An 18,216-nucleotide genomic window follows, 5' to 3' on the forward strand; every position below is an offset into this window, starting at 1 on the left:
ACCCAGGACCGAACGCTCCGCATGGTGCCTAGGATACCATATAGCTTACAAGCTGGTTGCGCTCACCTTCGCTGAGGATCCTGTCAAACGTGCTCAGGCCGTAGATATTGCCGCTGAAGTAGGATGCCGCGCTTCCGGCGGCGTTCAGCGCCCCAACGAAACAGGCCACGGTGCCAGCGGCGACGGTGGTTTGCGCACCTTGTGCAACCTGCACCCCGTTCACGTAGAGCCGGTTGGTGCTGCCATCGTGGGAGTAGCCCAAGACGCAGTCCGTCCCCATCAGGCCAGCAACCCCTGCCGATTCAACCGCGCGGCTCGACCCGCCCGCGCCCCAAAGCTGATACTCACCGCTGCTCAGGCGTACATTGGCAAGATACGAGGTTTCGGTCGTGGAGCCGGAGCGAGCGCCATAGAGGCACTCGTACCTGGGCGCGGTCAGCGACGCGGGAAGTTGCGCATGGATATGAACCTCCCGTAGCGCTCCGTAGCCCGACACCACGCAGGCCAGAAAATCATCAACCCCATCGAACGTGATGTAAGGTCGCCCAGCCCCGATGTGATAGACCGGGCGCGACGCGGCGGAAGACTGGGAGACGTGAAGCCCGTTGCCGCTTTTGTCCAACATGGCACCAACTGGCGTTCCATCCTCCGTGATCGCCGTGCTCGCGGCGGCGTCCTGATATAGCGTCGAAATGTCAGACGGCGCATACCATGCCGCCGCGCCAAGGCTTGCCGGTGTGGCCGCCAGCCCGGCCTTTCGCGCTGCGAGGGTCGGGGTCGTAAATCCGAAGCCCAGCATCACGACACCTCTGGCTGAGTGTTGAACGCAGTGGGCATGGACGCGGGCCGGGCCGTATCGAAACGGCCCGGAAGATTGGCGCTTGCCGGATGGTAAGGGAAAGGTGCCCCTGCTCTCGTGCACTGTTTCAAGGAACGCGCTCCTCTGTCTTTCGTGTGTCAGGAGCGCCCAGAGTTACAACGCGGCCACCCAGAAAGCGTAAAGCCTGCGTACGTTGCTCTGGGGGCGCAGGAGCGATATGAGTCCGGCAATAATGAGAACCATGTGATCGGCGCGTCAAACTGCTCCGATTTCCGATGTGGACCTGACGCGGTTCTACCTACGGCGGGGCTTTCGCGTTCTACCGGCTTATTGGGTCGTGGTGATCGTTCAAACCATAGTTCTGGCAATTGTTTTCCTACCCGATGTTCGCACGTCGGACTTAGGTGGCTATATTGGCGCGAACCTGTTGACGGCAAATTTCCTGCAACCAAGTTTTATCGAAGGCATTCCGGCTCTCAATGGTTCGCTTTGGACCATCAAGATCGAGCTTGGCTACTATGTAGTGCTGCCTTTTCTGTTTCCCTTGATCGCCCGCTCATGGCGCTGGCTGGCGATTCTATTCACACTGTCCATGATCTGGGCGTTCTTTTTCCCCCTGCCCTTCTTGGCCAAACAGCTTCCGGGCAAGCTTTTTTTGTTCTTCATGGGTGTCGTCATTGCCCAACAGCCCATGCTGCAAAACAAGACAGTCAGCATGGCCGCCCTTGTGCTGATCCCGTTTGGATTCATCGCACACCACCTTGCTCAAGAAAGCTCGGTACTCGAGCAGATTTCGACAATGCTACTTAGCCTGCTGCTCGTGGTGGCCTTCCTGAGACGTTGGTGGGATGCCGATCTGCCCGATCTGTCCTACACGATTTATCTCGTACACTACCCGATTTTGGTTCTGCTAACACGCACCGTGCTCTCGGGAACCAGCTTTGCGCTAACGTTAGCCGTAGCTGGCGCGACCGTTCTGGTAGCGTCATATGCACTGACCTATGCAGTCGAGCGCCCCGGAATGAGGGTAGAAAAAATGCTAACGCACAAGAGACGCGAACATCAGGTGAAGGCGCTCTAACAAAGCCAATGCAGTTCGACCGGGCCTTAGTGGATGACCTCACCACCAACCCGACCAAAGGATGCGCCGGGAACAGCGTCGCTGAGGCGAAGACTGAGCCCGGCACCTATTTGCGCAGAACCTTTTTTAACGCCTGAACCTTCGCTGGCCCGAGCACGCTTTTCGCAAAGCGTTTCGCGTCACCCTTCAGGTTCGGCTCCAGATTTTTGATCATTTTCAGCGCGTTACTTTCATCCTCGGCGTCAACGAAGGCCTCGACCAGCATCGGGCGTCCGTGTGGCTTTGGCGAAAGCAGCCGCGCGGCGACATCCGCGCTTTCCTGCTTGCCGCGAAACGGGATGTAATCCAGCCCCAGCGCTTCGGCATAGCCCTTCACCAGAACCGGCGACATTTGTCCAAAGTGCCCGTCCGCCGCGATGAAGGTGTTCGCGTCAGCGCCAAAGTGGGATCCGGCGTGGTTATGCTGCGTAAACTCGGTGCCCTTGCCGTTGTTGACGAGAAGGATGCGCACGTTTTTGCCAAGGTGGCGGTTGCCGAGCGCATTCATGTCGTAGAAAAACGCCAGATCTCCGGTGACAAGAAAATAGAGCCGCTCTGGGTCCGCCAGTGCCGCGCCGATCAGCGTCGACATGCAGCCATCAATTCCAAAGCCGCCGGTGTTGGAAGCGGTTCGGATCCCAGGGGGCAGCTCAAAGAAATTCCAGGCACGCAGGCTATTAAGAATGGCAAAATGCACCACCGAGCCTTCGGGTACATGCTCCGCGAACTGCGACGCGATCCAGAGGTTCGAGAACGGCAGATCGGGCACCAGCGCCTGTTTGGCGGCGAGTAGCTTGCGGCAGGTTTCGTAGTAGCCGGACTGCCGCGCCTCGTTCTTCGTATAGTGCTCGAAGAACTGCTGTTCGGACATTTCGAAGACATGACGCAACCGGCGGAACGTGTCGCGGATCTCGCCGTCCGGGCTGACCCGCCAGACCGACTTGCGCGGCAACCTGTGACTCTCGTAGTCGCCCGAAATCTCTCCAACATGGATCATTACGTCCGGTCGGATGGCCGAGTTGTCGGCCCCTTCCTGCCCGCCGAGCAGCGCCGTCTGAAGCCGATACTTGCCATGATACCCGCTCGAATGGTCGCAAAAGACAGCCGCGTCATGCGCCTCGCAGAAGCGTTCGAGCGCGGCAGTCTCCGCGGCGCTCCACGGCTTGTGCGCGCCAACAAAAACGGCCACCCGCCCCGGCAGTTCGGGCATGTCATCGCCCGGAATCCAACGGTCAATCTTGCGATAGGCGGGCAGGGCCTTGGTCGTGAAATCCCGGCTGTAGGAGGTTGGCAGGTTGATATGGACAGGCCCGCCCCCTCGTCGCGTCAGCTCAAGGATCGCCCGGTTCACCTTCATCTCGCACTCCCAGACCTGCTCGGCATCATGGACGATGGGCAGATCGACGCTGAGTTTGACGACATCGGCTGGCATGGCGCTGCGATCAATGACCTGGGCAATCAAATGTCCCGCCCGTGCTTCACCCTGCATCGAGGTGAGCGCCAGAACCGGCAGCTTTCGGTAGAAGGCTTCGGTCAATCCCGGCATGTAGTTGCGAGAGGCCGTGGCCCCGGTGCAGCTCAGCACCACAGCCTCCCCAGTCTCGGCGGCGAGACCGCTCGCCATGTAAGCTGCCGAGCGCTCGTCAACAGCGGAATAGACCTTGAAGAACGGATCGGTCTGAACACTCCCAACGAAGGCCATATTGGTAGTGCCTGGCGAGGCGATAACCCGCTGGATGCCGTGCGCCTTGAGCAGAGCAACTACGATTTGGGCATGTTTCTCGTCCGTGTAATGCGTCATGACGCCCTCATTTTCTCGATCAGTTCCCGGGGGAGATGCCGATATGCCAAGTAACGAATTTTCTGCTTTGCGCCGTGGAAGCCGCTCAGTGCCGTATATTCAAGTGCCGCCTTGTCCCGCAACGCCTCACCGCGCCCGTCCAGCGCCAGAAAGCTCCCGTGGGGCAGGTGTGCGCGGAACCCGCTGTTGAGCAGTGTGAGACTGCTGCCGAAGCCATCCAGATCGGCCAGATCTGCAATCTTGGATGGATCGAACCTCCGATTATACATCCGATCGTACACCACCTGCGGAACGGAACGAGCGGCTACGCAGAAGTCCTGCAAATCTTGCAACAGGACTTTCGGGCGGTGCCCGAGGTGGTCTTCCAGACCGTCGAGGTAGAGCGTCAGCACCTCGCCCCAGGTTTGCGACTGCCCACCGGCAAGGTTGAAGTCTTCCCCGAGAGCCGCCGGGTTGCCGACAAGCGCCTCCATCATGGCTGCCACATGAGCCCCGTCCGTCATTGTCGTTTGCTTTTCAAGCATCGGCTCGCAAAAAACAACGCTGCGCCCCTTCAGGGCCCGATAGAGCCAGGCTTCCTTTTCAAGTGTCCCAAGCTGAAATCGGGCATTCCCAAAGGTGATGTAGGGTCGCACGATGGTCCAGTTTTTCCGGCCCGACTCCCGAAGCAGGTCTTCCTGCCGCGCCTTGGCGAGCGCATACTCGTCGCTCGTCAGAAAGGCCGCATCCTTCGACACATCCAGCAGCCTCGGCGACCGCTCGGTGATTGGCTCCTCCGATTGCGCAAAGACCCGCGCTGAGCTGAGAAAGACATATTGGTTCGTCGCAGTAAGCAGCGCGTCCATCCGGCCCCGAAAGGTTGCCGTGTTGTAGGCCATGAAATCAACGATAGCGTCCCACCGGTCTTGCAAAATGGATTTCAGGAAGCTGTCATCCCGCGCATTTCCCTTAAGGTAGCTGACGCTGCCTTCCGAAGCGCGCGCCCGTCGGCTGGTCACGGCAATCTCATGCCCTTGCGGGGCGAGTGCGCCAACCAGCTGGCCTCCAATGGCTCCGGTCGCGCCGAGGGCGAGAATTTTCATCGCTTGCCTCCAGAACCTGAAAACTTGCGTTTCACGGTAGAGATCAAAAACGCCCGTTCGCTTTTTGCCAATCCCATCCCGAGTGTCACGATAGGTGAGAGCACGAAGATCGCCACGATACCTGCCAGCGGCGCAGGGGAGAACGACAATGTTGCCGCTCCGGGCACGAGAAGCAGGATCATAGCAACCAGAGCAGAAGAGACGACCACCACCAGCAGGATCGGCATCAGAACGGACCGGCTATACGTTCTGACCGGCAGATCGACCATCAGGTTGGCCAACCAAAGGCGAACGGCGAACATTAGCAGGTTGATCACGATGGCGACGATGTAAACGACATAGGCCGCCGCACCCAGCTTGATCGCGACCCACGACAAGATCAGCACAAGGGACTGCAACGACCCGAGCGACAACTCGTAGAGGCGAATCCTCCCCGTTGCGCGCACGGCGGTCATCAGCGGCAGACTGACGGCGACTATCGCATTTTCCACCAACGCAAGTTGCGTAAACAGGACGGTTTCGCTCGGCGGTGTGCCGAGCCACAAATCCAGAATGCCGGGTGCCAGGGCGATCACCGGCAGCGTTGCCATCCAGACCAGGAAGAAAGTGACCTTGGAGCCAAAGTAGATCAGCGAAAAGGTTTCTTCCTTCTCGCCAGATGCATGGGCCTTGATGATCGGCGGATGCAACGCGGAGGAGAAATTTTTCGAGAACGCGAGGATCTGGGCCCCAACCGAACTTGCAATCGCGCGCGCGGCCACAGTCGCCGGGCTGAACGCCTGGTTGACGAGGATCGTCACCGCCTGGCTTCGGCTCACCGTGGTAATCTGGCCAAAGATGGTCCAGCCCCCAAAAACCAGCATCTCTCGCAGGGCCGAGACTTCGAAACGGATCCTTCCGGGGTGACATTCTTCATACTTCCGGACGCTGTAAGCGAAGAAGTTGATCACCAGTATCAGCGCGACAATAGCCAGCAGCACCCCGTAGAGCACCAGCCGGTCGCTCGCGATCAGCGATAGGGTGAGGGCGGCGGCAAGGCGCAGGACGGCGTCCAGAATCGAGATAAGCGCGAAGGCGTGCATGTCTTCATGGGCCATGATCACCGATGAATAGAACGTCGAGAAGATACTGAGCACGAAGGCCAACGTCAGAAACTGAAACAGCATTCCCGCCGACTCGACCCGCGCAGCGGCAATCACCAACTCACGATTCACGAACCACACGCCGATGGTTTCGAGGCCGACAACGGAAATGACGGCGGCAAACAACGACATCATCATGCCCGCATCGTGAACCTGCTTCAACGTCAGGTGGGATCGCTTGCCCATCGCAAAGGCGAAGTATCTCTGGATTATCGTGTTCAGCGCGATGGTCATGAATGAGCCGAGCATGACCACGTTGAAAAGCACGTTGTAGAGCGCAAAATCCTCGATCCCAAGGCGGTTTAGAACGATACGGATGGTGTAGAGGTTAATCGCGACAATAAAGATCTGCCGGAGAAACAGAGCCGCCGTGTTCTTGGCCAGACGTGAGGTCTGAGATTGGGTCAAATCCCGCTCCGCTCCTGGCCCTTGTCAGCCGTGCCGCTCAGCGCGTCGCGCAAGAACGCTCGGGATTGTGCCCGCGACGTCTCCAGAACCTTCGACACCGCATCAAAATCCGGCTCCTTGGCAGCACTGGCAGGCAGGCCGCCTTCCCAGTCGGTCAGGCCCCGGTCGTGCAGGCCGAAGGTTTCGAAGAGAGAGGTAAAGCGGTCCAACCCCCGCCGGGCGTTGAGCAGGGTCAGGAACGGCTTGCGGAACAGGAGCGAGAAGATCGTGCCATGAAACGAGTCCGTCACAACGAACTCCGCATTGGCAAATTCCGAGAGCCAGCCGGGAATGCTGGTGAAATCGCGCGTTGAAGGCGACAAGACCCGAACGGGCAGGTCGCCGTGTTTGGCGGCGATCTCGCCGGCCAGCTCGCGCGCCTCTTTCTGCCTGTCCAACACGTAGACCAACACGCCCGGGCGGGCCTCGCTGGGCTCCAGCATGGATCGGTAGTAGTCGGCGTCATGCAGCAGCGTCGGGTCGAGGACGAACTCGGCGTCATCGCGGGAGAACTCCTCCGAACAGATCGTCCGTGCGCTCCGCTCACGCACCGAGATAGCATCGAAACGCGACAGGCAGGCGCGAACCGCGTCTCGGCGTTCTGGAAAGTCCCAGAAGCCATGACCGAAAGAGGCCGCATAGGACACGCGCCTCAAATCCTCCGTGCCGAAATCGAGGAAGTAGTTCAGTTCATCAGCGTCCTTCTGGTAATCAATGCGCCAGACTTGATCGCTGCCAACAACCACCGAACCGATCTCCAGACGGGCAATCTCCTGTTCGATGTCGTGGCCGCTCCAAACGGGGCGGGAACGCCTCGCAAGGCGGCCTTCAAAAAAATGTCGGTGCCTGCGGGTCGCCAGCGCAACACTTCGCGCGCCCCGTAGATCCTGCATTGGTATCCGTCCAAGCAAAGAGAGGATCCTCTCCCGCGCGGTCCGCAACCTTGCACGCTTGTCAAGCAGCACGGGCGCAAACCCTTCCTGCTCCAGCGCCCGGTAGAGCGCCAGCATCTGAAGGATGCCGCCGTAGTTGGTGCTCAATGGCAGGGTCAGAAGGCCAATTTTTCTTGGATTTTCGGCAATAATCAAAGCAAGTTCCCTTGCAGGCGTTTAGAGTGTTCGACTGGTTCGCCACGGCCCCCGGTCAATCCGAACCTCGGGCGGGGCCGCTTCGTCTCAGCCCATTTTGTCTCACCGCGCATCGGTCTGCTCCCCTGGGGCCGTGAAACGCGCAAGAATGCGTGCAACGTGTCGGTCCCACGTCAGCTTCTGGTGTGCCATCTCCCAGCCCGCGCGGCTCACCGCTTGCATCTCTTCGCGGTCATCGACAACACGAAGCAGAGCCTTCTCAATCTCGGTTACTTGAGTGCCGTCAACAAGGTAACCCGTGCGGCCACTCTCGATGAAATCTGTCGGCCCGCCGCTCGCCCCGGCAATCGCAACTGCACCGAAGGCCATTCCATCTGCGATCGTGAGCCCAAAGCCTTCCAGATCGCCGCCGCCCTCGGTCGCGATCTGCGGATGAAGGAAGATATGTGCTGCCCGATAGAGCGGCACAATCTGTTCGTCCGGCACCCGGCCAAGCAGTTCGACATTGCCCTGCACCCCTTCGGCCTCAATCGTCGCCGCAAGCCGTTCGGCCTCCGGGCCGCCGCCGGCGATCCGAAACCGAACATCCCGACCCGCCCGCACCAAACGCGCCACCGCGCGGATCGCTCCGTCGACGTTCTTGCGTGGCACGAGGCGGCACAGATCAAGAATTTCCAACCGTCCAGACAAGGGCTTTTCGATCCAATCGGCACTCTCTTCGGGAAAGGAGATGCCGTTCCAGCAGGCGAAAGCCTTGGAGCCGCTCATGGGGAGGCTCTGGCTCGCCTTGTCGATGATCGCGCGGCTCACTGTCGGAAGCAAGCGCGCGTGGCGCAAAACCGCGCGCAGCAACGGGCGCAACGGGCCGGGCACGACAAAGACCTCGCGCCCATGGATGCTTACCACGAGGGGGGGCGTCCGGCGCAGCGCCAGCACCGGCAAGGCCACCCGCCAAGTGGTGGCGTGAATCAGATCGAATGGCTTTCGACGCAGGCGCCAAAGCTGCACGAGCATGCGCAGAAACACCACCGCCTGAGGGCCCTGACCGACGTTGACGACAGGTATGCCGCCGCGCATTGCACGGCCCCTTGCGCCGGGATGGGCGGTGATAACTGTTACGTCATGTCCCGCACGCTTCCATGCCAGCGCGACCTGTTCGGAATAGGTTTCAACGCCGCCGGTTTCGGGCGGATAGGCCTTCGCAATCACCAGGATCCGCAAATCAGCGTCCTGTCCCATTCCTGCCTCAACCGCCGTAGAACGCATCGGTGGCTCCCACGTGTCCAAGGAGGCGCCCATAGACGAACACTGCCTGCCGAAAGAGGCGGGGCCTGCCCTTAGAGGTCATCAGCAGTGGCAAGCCCGCGAGCAGTCGCGCCGCTTGCCTCAGAGTCTCGCGCCAAGGCGCTTTCGGGCCGGCACCGGGATGAAGGCCCCGCACCAACTTTGCCGCGATCACCCCCGACGCCCCGCGCTGTATGGTGCGGCGCAGAAAGTAGCGTCGATCGGCGCGTTCCAGCGGCATTTCCTCGCGCACCCGCGCCTCGGCACACCACAAAACGTTGCCACTGCCCAGCGCCTTCGCGCGCCAAAAGAAAGCCTGATCTTCTGCCCCGAGCCGGTTCAGTTCAGGCAAAAACCAGGGTGGCTCCATCTCGCGCAGGATCGCAGCATCCAGTATCGTATTGTGGCTGGCAAGTTTCGGGCTCGGGGCGCCGGTTTTCAGTGCGGCAGTGCGAGCGCCTGTCTGCCCGATGCCCGAGCGACGAAACCATTCCGGCGTGGCGGGATGAAAAATCGTCTCGACCGGACCGATCATCGCGTCTGCGCCCGTCGTGCTCATTGCTGCCAACAGGGCCGAGAGCCAGTTCGGCTCCGGCACTTCATCATCGTCGATCAAGACGACAAGATCTGCATCGGCCTCAAGCGCCGCCCGGGAGAGCGCGTTCCGATTGTGACACAAGCCAGCCTCGGCAACATGGATCGCTGAGAGCGGCACCGGGAACAGCTTGCTCAGTGTCTCGACCTGATCGACGGCGCAAGCATCTCGGTTGTTGTCCCCCACGATCACCTGCACCCGATAACGCCTGTCGCGGAGCGCAGTCTGCGACGCAATCCCCTCCAGGCACCGCTTCAGCATGTCCGGGCGCCCAAAGGTGGGCACCAGCACGACGACGACAGGCACAGAGTCCGGCGTCGCATCCATTCCAGATGTCGATGCCCCGCAGCCCTCTGTCATGCGCCACGGCTCCAACGCCATTGGCGCAGCTTATAGCTCAGCGCGGCCCTCAACCCGCGCTCGCGGGCATAAGCACGCAGTATCCGGACGGCATCAAATAGCTTTGTCAGCTTCAGGCGCAGCGGTCCGGGCGAGCGCCGGCCGGTGGCGAGGGTGGCCGGGTAGGTCGTGCGCTGCATTTCATCATAGCAGATTTCCTCGATCAGCCGCACTTGTCTGGAAGTCAGCCTCGCGCGCCAGGTGTCCTGCGGAGTAGCGACGACGCCAGAGTGCCCCGCCGCGCTGCCCCATCTTTCTTCATTCGAGAAGTCCCGAAGGGTGGCCGGGTCGAAGTTGACACCAAGCCAGCCCGCCAAGCGGGCAAGTTCCGCTTCTGGGTCGGCAACCAACCGTTCGTAACGCAGGGTCTGCACATGTCCGGCCGGAAACCTGCCCTCGGCCCGCTCGACAGCACGCAGGGCATCCCGCCAGATCACCGCGCCGCGGAGCACGCTCCGGCCCCACGCAAGGTGCATTGACAACACCGTGGCGCGGGGGTCACGCAACACGTGCAATATCCGCGCCTCGGGCCAGAGCCGCGCAATCAATGCGAGCTGAAAAACGTTCTCGGGTGTCTTGTCGCCCCAGTAGCGAACACCTGAGAGGCCTTCACTTTCGGCAATCGCTGCCACGAGCTCGCGGAAATCACGGGCACTTTCGTGGCCGAGGGCGAAGATGATCCGCTCTCTTTCCGGCCAGAGACCACGCCCGCGCATATGACCGGCAAAGGCGGTTTTTTCCAGGTAGTCCGCAATCCGTTCCGGGGCCGCGTCATTTTCGCAAAGCGCAATGAATGCCGGCAGCACCTGAAACTCGTCCGGCGGCAGGTAAACTCCATCGAGCCGGCGCAACAGATTGCGGGTCAGCGATGTGCCGCTGCGCGGGCAGCCTAGCACGAAAAACGGGCAGGAGTCCGGGAGCAGAACTGGGGAGCGCTCATTCATGATTGCCTCGGTTCAGGTTGCGTCCGCACTTTGCAATCGCTTGTAAGCCAACCGGCGGGAGATTACGACTTTGCCGGAACGCAAAAACCAGTTCGCCAACAGGAACACGCTGTATGCGAACGAAAGCTTCTCTACCTGTCGATAGACTTGCCATTGATAGGAGATGTTTTTCGACTTTTTGGCTGAAATGCTCTCGCTGTGCTGCCGATAGGAGCAGGTTATCTCGTCCAGCAACTCCGCCTTTCCAGCTCGTTTGAGCAGGTTGAGAAACAGAACGAAATCCTGACGCTTGCGGATATCGCTCATGTAAACCTTCTCGCCAAGGCTCTCGACGTCATAAACGAGGCTGGAGGTGCGGATAAAGCAGTGGCGCAGGAGTTGGTGGTATGTTGCCTTTGCCGGGATCTGGCCGCAGTTGGCAAACACTTGCCCGGACTCGTCGATGAGGTCGTAACGCGAGTAGCAAACACTCACGCCCCTCTTTTTCATCAACGCGATTTGGCGCTCCAGCTTGGTCGGCGCCCAGAGATCGTCAGAGTCCAGAAAGGCTATAAACCGCCCGCGCGCTGCCGCGATTCCCGCGTTTCTAGTGGCACCTGCGCCCATATTCCTGTCGTTTCTAAGGAAACGCACTCGATCGTCTGATATGCCTCGTACAACTTCTGCTGTTGCATCGGTCGAGCCGTCATCGACCACAATTATTTCGAGGTCCTTGTAACTTTGATTGGCGACAGAGAGGATAGCGAGTTCTACAAAACTAGCTGAATTGTAGGTTGGAATTACAACTGAAACCTCCGGAATTTCATTCATCATTATACGCTTACTCGAGTTCTCTTGATGTAAAGTATCGGAAGTGGGCGACACGTGATGTGGGTCGTTTGCTTCAGAACGCCCATGCTGGATCCTTCACGGAGTGAAGAAGTATCACTTTTTGTAACTTCCACAGCCCAAACTAGAAGACGCATTCGATCAAGAAATGATCTCCCGGAGAGTACCGCCGGACTCCTAAACGATCTGTCCATCTAACCGCTGCGCCCGGACAACTTGGAAATCGATAAGGTGATATCTGGGGAGTCGTTGATACCAAGAAACAGTAGCTTCATCTCTTCACCTTGCACTTCTCGAACTTCGTTACTGTAAGCGACCCTACACATCGACAGGCTCGCACTGATCATCCATTCCCGACTCCAGAAATCATACCTACCCCATCACGCTGCATTGCAGCAAACACCGATCCTAGGTCAATGACAAGCCCCGGTTATGCGCCGCGAGTAACCAGCAATCCGACGCCGACACTTCAGTCCGTCGAAATCTGAAGGGCTGCACTCAGCCCGCTAGTCCTCACGCGAGCGCTTCAAGGGGCATTAGTTATGGAAGCCAAGCTCCGGAAGCCGTTTCGACACGACGCTGGTCGCTCGGTTCAACTTCATGACCCGTGGCAACCCGACCGCGTTCAATATATCGAAGCCCCAAGCGGCCGCGAGTATCAACCGCAGGGGAATCCCGCGCTTCGCCGGCACGTAGCCGCCGACCTCCGCGAAAGTGTCTGCGATGTCCTTGGCCGTGTGCCGCTCCGGCAGCGCGAAGTTGTAGGTGATCGTCTGCTCCTCGAGCTCCAGCGCGAAGCCAAAGCTCGCCACCCGGTCTTTCATGTAGCCGCAAGATTTGATTTTGTCGGTTCGGCCCGGGAAGGCGAAGCGCTTCTTCGCCAGCATCCGGGCCATGCGGATAAAGTTCCCCCGCTCGTCACGCCCGTAGATCGCCGCCGGACGCACCGTGACCAGCTTTCGCCGCTCCGGCGCCTCCCGCTGCCACTGGTGATGGATCTGCTCGGCGCAGAACTTCGACTTGCCGTAGGCGCTCTCGGGCTTCAGCTCGGAGTCCTCGTCAAGCGGATCCTCGGTAGGCCCGTAAACCGCGATGGAGCTGGTAAAGACGATGGCCTCGCACCCGACCCGTCGCGCAGAGTCGCAGACGTGCGTCGCGCCAAGGACGTTGGCCCAGTAGTATTCCCAGTCTTCGTGCCCAGGTGTCGTGTGGACCGCGGCGAGGTTGTAGATTTCAAATACTTGGTCGGAGAGATCGAGGTCGATCGGACTGCAGACGGACATGCCAGGGTATTTCACGCCTTCGACGCGCCAGCGCGGTTCACCGATGTCGGCAGAAATGAGTGTGTCGTAGAGGCCGGAGAATGCGAGCTTCTGAAGGAGGTGCGTCCCGATTAACCCGCCCCCCCCCGAACACAACTGCTACACGTCCCACATCGAACTCCTGGCACCCAGTTCCCACCACATTGTGTCTCGGTAGATTTGTGTGAGTTCAACCCTGAAAAGAAATGCCCGGCGTGCAGACGCTGGCACCCGACTGCGTGGCGCCCTTTGGCTCGGGTCGCTCCGGGTCCTTCCTGGGAAAATCGGCCTTCCGCGGGGGGCGCAGAGCGCGACATTGCACAATTTTGCAGAATCAACCATGGTCATCCGTTGTTTCGCGGGGGCTATCTCCAAAATCTCGGGTTCAATTAGCGGTACGATCATGCTGCCCCGAAGGTTTGTGCTGAATAATGCATGCCCTCTTCCGGTGTACCTCTGAAGCCCAGCTCGTGGAACTTCTAGTGGTCGATAATCTTAAGAACATATCGGGGGGCAGCCAAGGCCTCGAAAGCAGGTTGGACGAGGGCCGTCAGAAGCGCGGGACGCTTGGACACTGCCGGGACACAACTAACGTCCCGGGTTTCGTCCATAGAAATATACCATTCCAACATGCTGGGACACAGGGACATTACCCAACCTTTAAGAGATTATGTTGGTAACAGTGATTCCGCAAAGCACGCACGTGAATGCGGAATCCACTTGGTGCGTCGGACGCATGGGCCGAGGGCGTCCCGAGGGTCCCTACGTCCCACTTTGGAGCCCAAAGCGCCTGATCGACCCGCAATACACGCGGCAGGTTCACGTGTCGGCGCGCGGCTCTCACCTCATGGCGTGAGGAAACCCGGCCTCGCGACTGGGTTTCCATGCGGCTTTGAAATCATGCTCTTACAGAAAGTTAGGCGTTCCTTCTGGGAAACGGACCCGACATATGGCTCAACCGCCCCTCATCGTCGCCTTGGAGTGGAACGAAGTTCGGTTCGGGTATACCCAAAAGGTCTCTTTGATTTTCCTCTTGAATGAATCGGCGCACGTCGATGCCTAATAGGAATCTGGACAAAACCATTTCGCGCCGGGCGTCAGTAGACTTAAGGCTGCGCAGCCGATCGGCATCTTTGTAGAAGAAGCCCCCGATCATGGAATCGACGTGAAATCCTGGGCGCTTTCCATGGATGTTCGGCGCGTAGGGTGCATCCACGGACCGGGTTGCAATGGTGTGATAGGTTCGGTCGAAGATAGCTTCGATACGGGCCTCAGGGTCGAAGCCGTAACCATAGGGTAGCCTCTTGGCGTAACTGGTCTGTTGGTGGGACACAGGGGTCTCCTTTGCAGTTCGGAGTCGGCCTTTTTCAATCCCGGGGCCGCACATGACCGAGTTCCATGTCGAAGAAACGATAATGCTACGTCTCGTCAGGCGAGCAGATCGTCCATCGAGGTGTAGATGCACCTGTGAGCCGGCGCCGCCCGTACAAACGCGGATGTCTGGTCGCTATTAACCCTGGCATACCAACGCGCTTGTCGGCCCAGCCGGCGAAGCTTGCCCAAGGACTCCCACCCCTCCAGCGACTTCAAAGCCTGGGAGATCACCTTGTCAGGGTTGATCCTGAGGTCCCGGATAACGGGATGCCCGCCAAGCTCCTCGCGGATCATGGTCGTCGTGACCAGGTTGCGCACGAACACCTCGCCATCCGTGGCTCCTTCGAACTCATCAACGAGAGCATCTCCAGCATCGACCCTGGCAGCGCTGTAAGGCCGATCCAGCCACTCTTCGACCACCTCTGCCACGGCCTCGTGTGGCTGAGCCTCTCGGGCTTCTGTCTGAAGCCTCCTGGCGATCTGGTGCGCCTCCTTCGTGCGCCAGGTCAGAACCAGGCCACCCCTCGGCTGCTTCTCCCGGGCATCGTGATACATCACCGACGCCTCGGCCCACAGCTGCGGTATGACCTTCTTGACCCCGTTGGGGCCGTCAAATTCGATGGCTCCCCCCTCGTGGACCGTGGTCAGCACCGGGCAGAAGCGCCGGTTCTCGGAATCGCGGAGGTATTCGTTCTCGTTGGTTGTGCCCATGTAGACGCAGCGCCGCGGGAAATCTTGCTCATTGACCCGGTAGGCCAAGCGTACGGTGTCGGAGGTGTTCGAGAAGTATTGCTTGATGTCCTCGATCTGTCCGCGGTGGAAACCCTTCAATTCGGGGACCTCCAAAATCCAGGCCCCCCGGGTCGCCTCGACCATCTTCTGCGTGTTCTCGAAGTCACCGGGCAGCTTGCCCGAGAAGCCCATTGCCAGGCATTCGACCAACATGGATTTACCGCCGCCTTGCAGGCCCCCGAGAATCGGCACCAAGTCGAACTTGGCCCCGGGCTCGTAGAGCCGCGTCACGGCGGCCAGGAACCAAAGCTCGGCAAGCTCGCGGTGGTAGATGTTGTCCTCGGCCCCCAAGTAGTCGGCAAAGAACGTCCCGATCCGGCGCTTGCCGTCCCACTTGGTCAACTCGATCCGCTCGATCACGGGGTTGTAGCGGTTCTGCTCGGCGGCCAGCAGCATCCCCTGCTGCAAGTCCTGGTTGGTGAAGTCGCGACCGTAGCCGCCCAGCTTCGTGGGGGCGGCGAGGCAATAGGCCAGGGCTGCCGTGTCCGTATCGGTCCACTTCCGGCCGACCGGTTGAGCATGGAGGAGGTCTTGGAACTCCGGGGAAGCCCAAAGGTTCTCACCCGAGGTCGGAGAGGGCGCCTGGCAGACCTTCACCTTTTCGAATCTCAACGGACCTCGCAGGTCCGGGCCACCACTCAACTCGTTGAGCGCGATGCTGGGCGCGATCCGTCGATCATTCGTGACGATCAGGATCGCGTTGAACTTGGACTTTTCCACTTGGTCGGCCTTGTCCAGGACCAACTGTTCCTGCCACTTCGGGCTGTCGTTTTTCTCGGCCTTGCCCTTCTTCTTTGAAGCCTGCGGCTGCGCGGCCTCGTCCTCCTCACTGATGCCAAGGAAGTCATCAACCTCGCGTCCCATGTCCAGCAATTCGTCGGACGAGAACAGGCTGCGGTTGCGGTCCTGGTCGTCCTCCTCGTCGTCCATGTCATCGAACTCGTCGTCATCGAAGGCGAGGGCCGCGGCCCGCTCTCGCACCACCCGCTCGTCATTGAGCGCGAAATCCGTCATCGCCTTGAAACTCGGCATATTCCCCGGCGAGGTATTGCCATGGGCATCATCGTCTTTGCCCCCGAACAGATGTATACGCACCAGGTCAAAGGCATTGTGGGTCCCTTCGGCGGGGTCGGAGGAATGGTGCGAGGTCAGGAACTTGCCGCCCTCGTAAGCCACGGCACCGTTGGCGCCGGAGCCCTGTAGGTAGGAGTATCGTTCCTCGGAATCGGTTGAGTCGCCGGGCCCGTAGACCTCGGGCAGGAACTTCTCGATGGCCTCGTGAACGGTGTAGGCCCGGCAGAACGCGCCCACGATCCCCACCTTCTCGGTGGGGTCCTCCATCTTCTTGCCGGAGGGGCCTGCGGCGGACTTCTCGGTGTCCTTGCGCGGCAGCTTGGAGATGTCCCGCCAGCCGGGGTGCTCGGCAAGGAACTCATCGACCCGGAGAAGCTTTCCGATCTCGTTGATCCCGTGCAGGAAGTCCTGGCCCTTCGAGATCGACGGCAGATACATGATCTGGTTTACCTTGTGGGACACGGAGTCCGGGATCTCGATTGCCTCGTCGGGATCATCAGCCAGACGGAGCGAGAGGAGCCGCGTGATTGCGTTAGCCTCCTCCGCATCCATTAGGCGGTCGGTCGGCACAATAATCCGGATACGAGGCTTCATGGTGCAATGCGCGCGCGTCGTGTGCCAGATAAAGGAGTAGACGTTGATCGCGGCAGAGCCGTTCAGGATGAACTCGGCCTGCTCGGGTGAGCAGTTGTCGATGTCGATCTGGACCGCCGACTTTCCCTCGAAGTGGGAGCCCTTCCGTTTGCCGTCCCGAAACTTCGCCATTATGGCGAAGCCAGGCGCAGCCTTGCGCTCCCCCTTCTCATCAAGGGACAGCTTCATGTACTCGGCGTAGTTGATCGAGGTGTCGACCGAGGGATTGGAAAGGGTTTCGTAGAGCTGGCCAACAGTAGTAGGGACTCCTCGGACCCTCCCTCTGTTCTTGCCACCCTGGCCCCCTCGGGAAACCCAGATTTTGTGGTTCAGGAACTCCTCAATCATTCCTGAGGCCCCTCATTTCGGGTCGCTGCACTCACACAGGTCTCTTCAACCCGCTGCATGATGAAGGCGTCGAGCCAGGTTTCCGGCATCACGCTCGCGCGCATGCTGATCTTCACGAAGGGCGGGAAACAACCGTCCGCAATCATTGCGTAGATCTGGCTACGAGAGAGCCCGACCCGTGCAATAACCTCTGCTGGGCGCAACATCACCCCGCCCGGCTTTACAGTGACCCAAGGCTTTTGGTTGTCGTCTCTTGGCATGCTCACAGGTTCTCCTTTCGAGCCACGCTGCGCCTTATCGGCCAGCCCTGAACAAGAAAGGACATCCATTACGCCGTAGATAGGGTCACTTAGGGACATGCCCCCAAGCAGTGTCCCTAAACTATCTTGGTAACACCCAGATTTCGGTAGTGTTGGCCTACCTGCCGCCAGGTTTTGTTGGTTTCGCGTGCCTCACCGTGGGGATGTCTAAGAAGGCGCTCTATTCTCTTGCGAAGCGCTTCGTCTGTTGGAATCTGCCGCTTCGGAGCGTCAAGACCGTCGATTTCATACTCAAACTGCAAAGCTCGCCAAGCTCCCGAGTTCAGAACTGACTCGAGGATAGTTTTGATAAAGACGAGGCCAGCACTCAGTCTGTTGGAGGCTTCGTTATTGCTCGCGGCCGGGGCCAGATCAAAAACCGCCCAATAGACTCCTGTGATTTCGGTGTAGAAAATTGCGTCCCATGGGTCTTTTCCGTAGTAGCTATTCACCGGGCCTTCATCCGCCGGTGGGTCCCCCTGCCAGCGAGGCTCTGCAAGTCTTGCGATCGCTTCGATCAACTCAGGTTGTGGGTCAGGCATCGCAATTCCGTACTTTTGAAGCATTGATGCTGTTCGAAAGAACCGGAGCGCTTGAGCGGCTGATGCTTGGAGCCCAAGACCCTTACTCAGCAGCAAACCAAGAAATTCGTCTCTGCTCGCGTATGAAATGGTGTCGTTGATAAACCAATGAAGCCGCTTACTGGCGCTCCAGCCCGCTAGACCTGCGCCCTCGAGTTCAGCGGAGTACTCTAACCCCAGCCTCCGCATGACCTGATCGATCGCGCCGTCCAAGGTCTCAGCGCTGACCCACTCTCTCGGGAACAATCGTGATACTTGGCTCAT

At 59.6% G+C, this 18,216-nt stretch carries 15 protein-coding genes; 1 reads left to right on the top strand and 14 read right to left on the bottom strand.

The window, feature by feature from the left end; translation table 11 throughout:
- Positions 1–28: 28 nt before the first annotated feature.
- Positions 29–799: a hypothetical protein gene (locus ACXAG6_RS00390; RefSeq protein ID WP_475333991.1), complete on the bottom strand. Its 771-nt coding sequence runs from the start codon at positions 797–799 to the stop codon at positions 29–31.
- Positions 800–1,097: 298 nt separating this feature from the next.
- Here ACXAG6_RS00390 and ACXAG6_RS00395 point away from each other — a divergent pair, with 298 nt between their 5' ends.
- Positions 1,098–1,901 (top strand): acyltransferase family protein, encoded by an 804-nt coding sequence (locus ACXAG6_RS00395; protein ID WP_475333992.1) that lies wholly within the window; start codon positions 1,098–1,100, stop codon positions 1,899–1,901.
- 106 nt (positions 1,902–2,007) lie between these two features.
- Here the strand turns inward: ACXAG6_RS00395 and ACXAG6_RS00400 are convergent, their stop codons facing one another.
- The 13 genes from ACXAG6_RS00400 to ACXAG6_RS00460 all read right to left on the bottom strand — a co-directional run bounded on the left by ACXAG6_RS00400 (position 2,008) and on the right by ACXAG6_RS00460 (position 18,216).
- Entirely contained in the window at positions 2,008–3,741 is a 1,734-nt protein-coding gene (locus tag ACXAG6_RS00400; RefSeq protein WP_475333994.1) for a thiamine pyrophosphate-binding protein, read from the bottom strand.
- On the bottom strand, positions 3,738–4,823 hold the full coding sequence (locus ACXAG6_RS00405; protein WP_475333995.1) for an NAD-dependent epimerase/dehydratase family protein: 1,086 nt from the start codon (positions 4,821–4,823) through the stop codon (positions 3,738–3,740). The genes ACXAG6_RS00400 and ACXAG6_RS00405 overlap by 4 nt, the downstream gene beginning before the upstream one ends.
- The gene (locus tag ACXAG6_RS00410) at positions 4,820–6,373 is read right to left on the bottom strand and encodes a lipopolysaccharide biosynthesis protein (protein WP_475333997.1); all 1,554 of its coding nucleotides are present in this window, start codon (positions 6,371–6,373) and stop codon (positions 4,820–4,822) included. The genes ACXAG6_RS00405 and ACXAG6_RS00410 overlap by 4 nt, the downstream gene beginning before the upstream one ends.
- Complete coding sequence (locus ACXAG6_RS00415) at positions 6,370–7,500, bottom strand: polysaccharide pyruvyl transferase family protein (protein ID WP_475333998.1); 1,131 nt, start codon at positions 7,498–7,500, stop codon at positions 6,370–6,372. The genes ACXAG6_RS00410 and ACXAG6_RS00415 overlap by 4 nt, the downstream gene beginning before the upstream one ends.
- Positions 7,501–7,602: 102 nt before the next feature.
- Positions 7,603–8,739, bottom strand: coding sequence for a glycosyltransferase family 4 protein (locus ACXAG6_RS00420; RefSeq protein ID WP_475333999.1), 1,137 nt, complete (start codon positions 8,737–8,739; stop codon positions 7,603–7,605).
- 7 nt (positions 8,740–8,746) lie between these two features.
- Positions 8,747–9,706, bottom strand: a complete 960-nt coding sequence (locus tag ACXAG6_RS00425) for a glycosyltransferase (RefSeq protein ID WP_475334001.1) — start codon at positions 9,704–9,706, stop codon at positions 8,747–8,749.
- 29 nt (positions 9,707–9,735) lie between these two features.
- Positions 9,736–10,722: a sulfotransferase family protein gene (locus ACXAG6_RS00430; protein WP_475334003.1), complete on the bottom strand. Its 987-nt coding sequence runs from the start codon at positions 10,720–10,722 to the stop codon at positions 9,736–9,738.
- Between the two features lie 12 nt (positions 10,723–10,734).
- Positions 10,735–11,532 carry a glycosyltransferase family 2 protein gene (locus ACXAG6_RS00435; RefSeq protein WP_475334005.1) on the bottom strand — a complete coding sequence of 266 codons (798 nt, stop codon included), beginning with the start codon at positions 11,530–11,532 and terminating at the stop codon, positions 10,735–10,737.
- A 554-nt stretch (positions 11,533–12,086) separates the two neighbouring features.
- Positions 12,087–12,968, bottom strand: a complete 882-nt coding sequence (locus tag ACXAG6_RS00440; RefSeq protein ID WP_475334006.1) for an NAD-dependent epimerase/dehydratase family protein — start codon at positions 12,966–12,968, stop codon at positions 12,087–12,089.
- 799 nt (positions 12,969–13,767) lie between these two features.
- Positions 13,768–14,184 (bottom strand): hypothetical protein, encoded by a 417-nt coding sequence (locus ACXAG6_RS00445; protein ID WP_475334008.1) that lies wholly within the window; start codon positions 14,182–14,184, stop codon positions 13,768–13,770.
- Between the two features lie 95 nt (positions 14,185–14,279).
- Complete coding sequence (locus ACXAG6_RS00450) at positions 14,280–17,072, bottom strand: VapE domain-containing protein (RefSeq protein ID WP_475334010.1); 2,793 nt, start codon at positions 17,070–17,072, stop codon at positions 14,280–14,282.
- On the bottom strand, positions 17,069–17,332 hold the full coding sequence (locus tag ACXAG6_RS00455; RefSeq protein WP_475334011.1) for a helix-turn-helix transcriptional regulator: 264 nt from the start codon (positions 17,330–17,332) through the stop codon (positions 17,069–17,071). The genes ACXAG6_RS00450 and ACXAG6_RS00455 overlap by 4 nt, the downstream gene beginning before the upstream one ends.
- A gap of 116 nt (positions 17,333–17,448) precedes the next feature.
- On the bottom strand, positions 17,449–18,216 hold the full coding sequence (locus ACXAG6_RS00460; protein ID WP_475334013.1) for a hypothetical protein: 768 nt from the start codon (positions 18,214–18,216) through the stop codon (positions 17,449–17,451).

The sequence above is a fragment of the Vannielia sp. ABF1_015 genome, assembly GCF_056160745.1.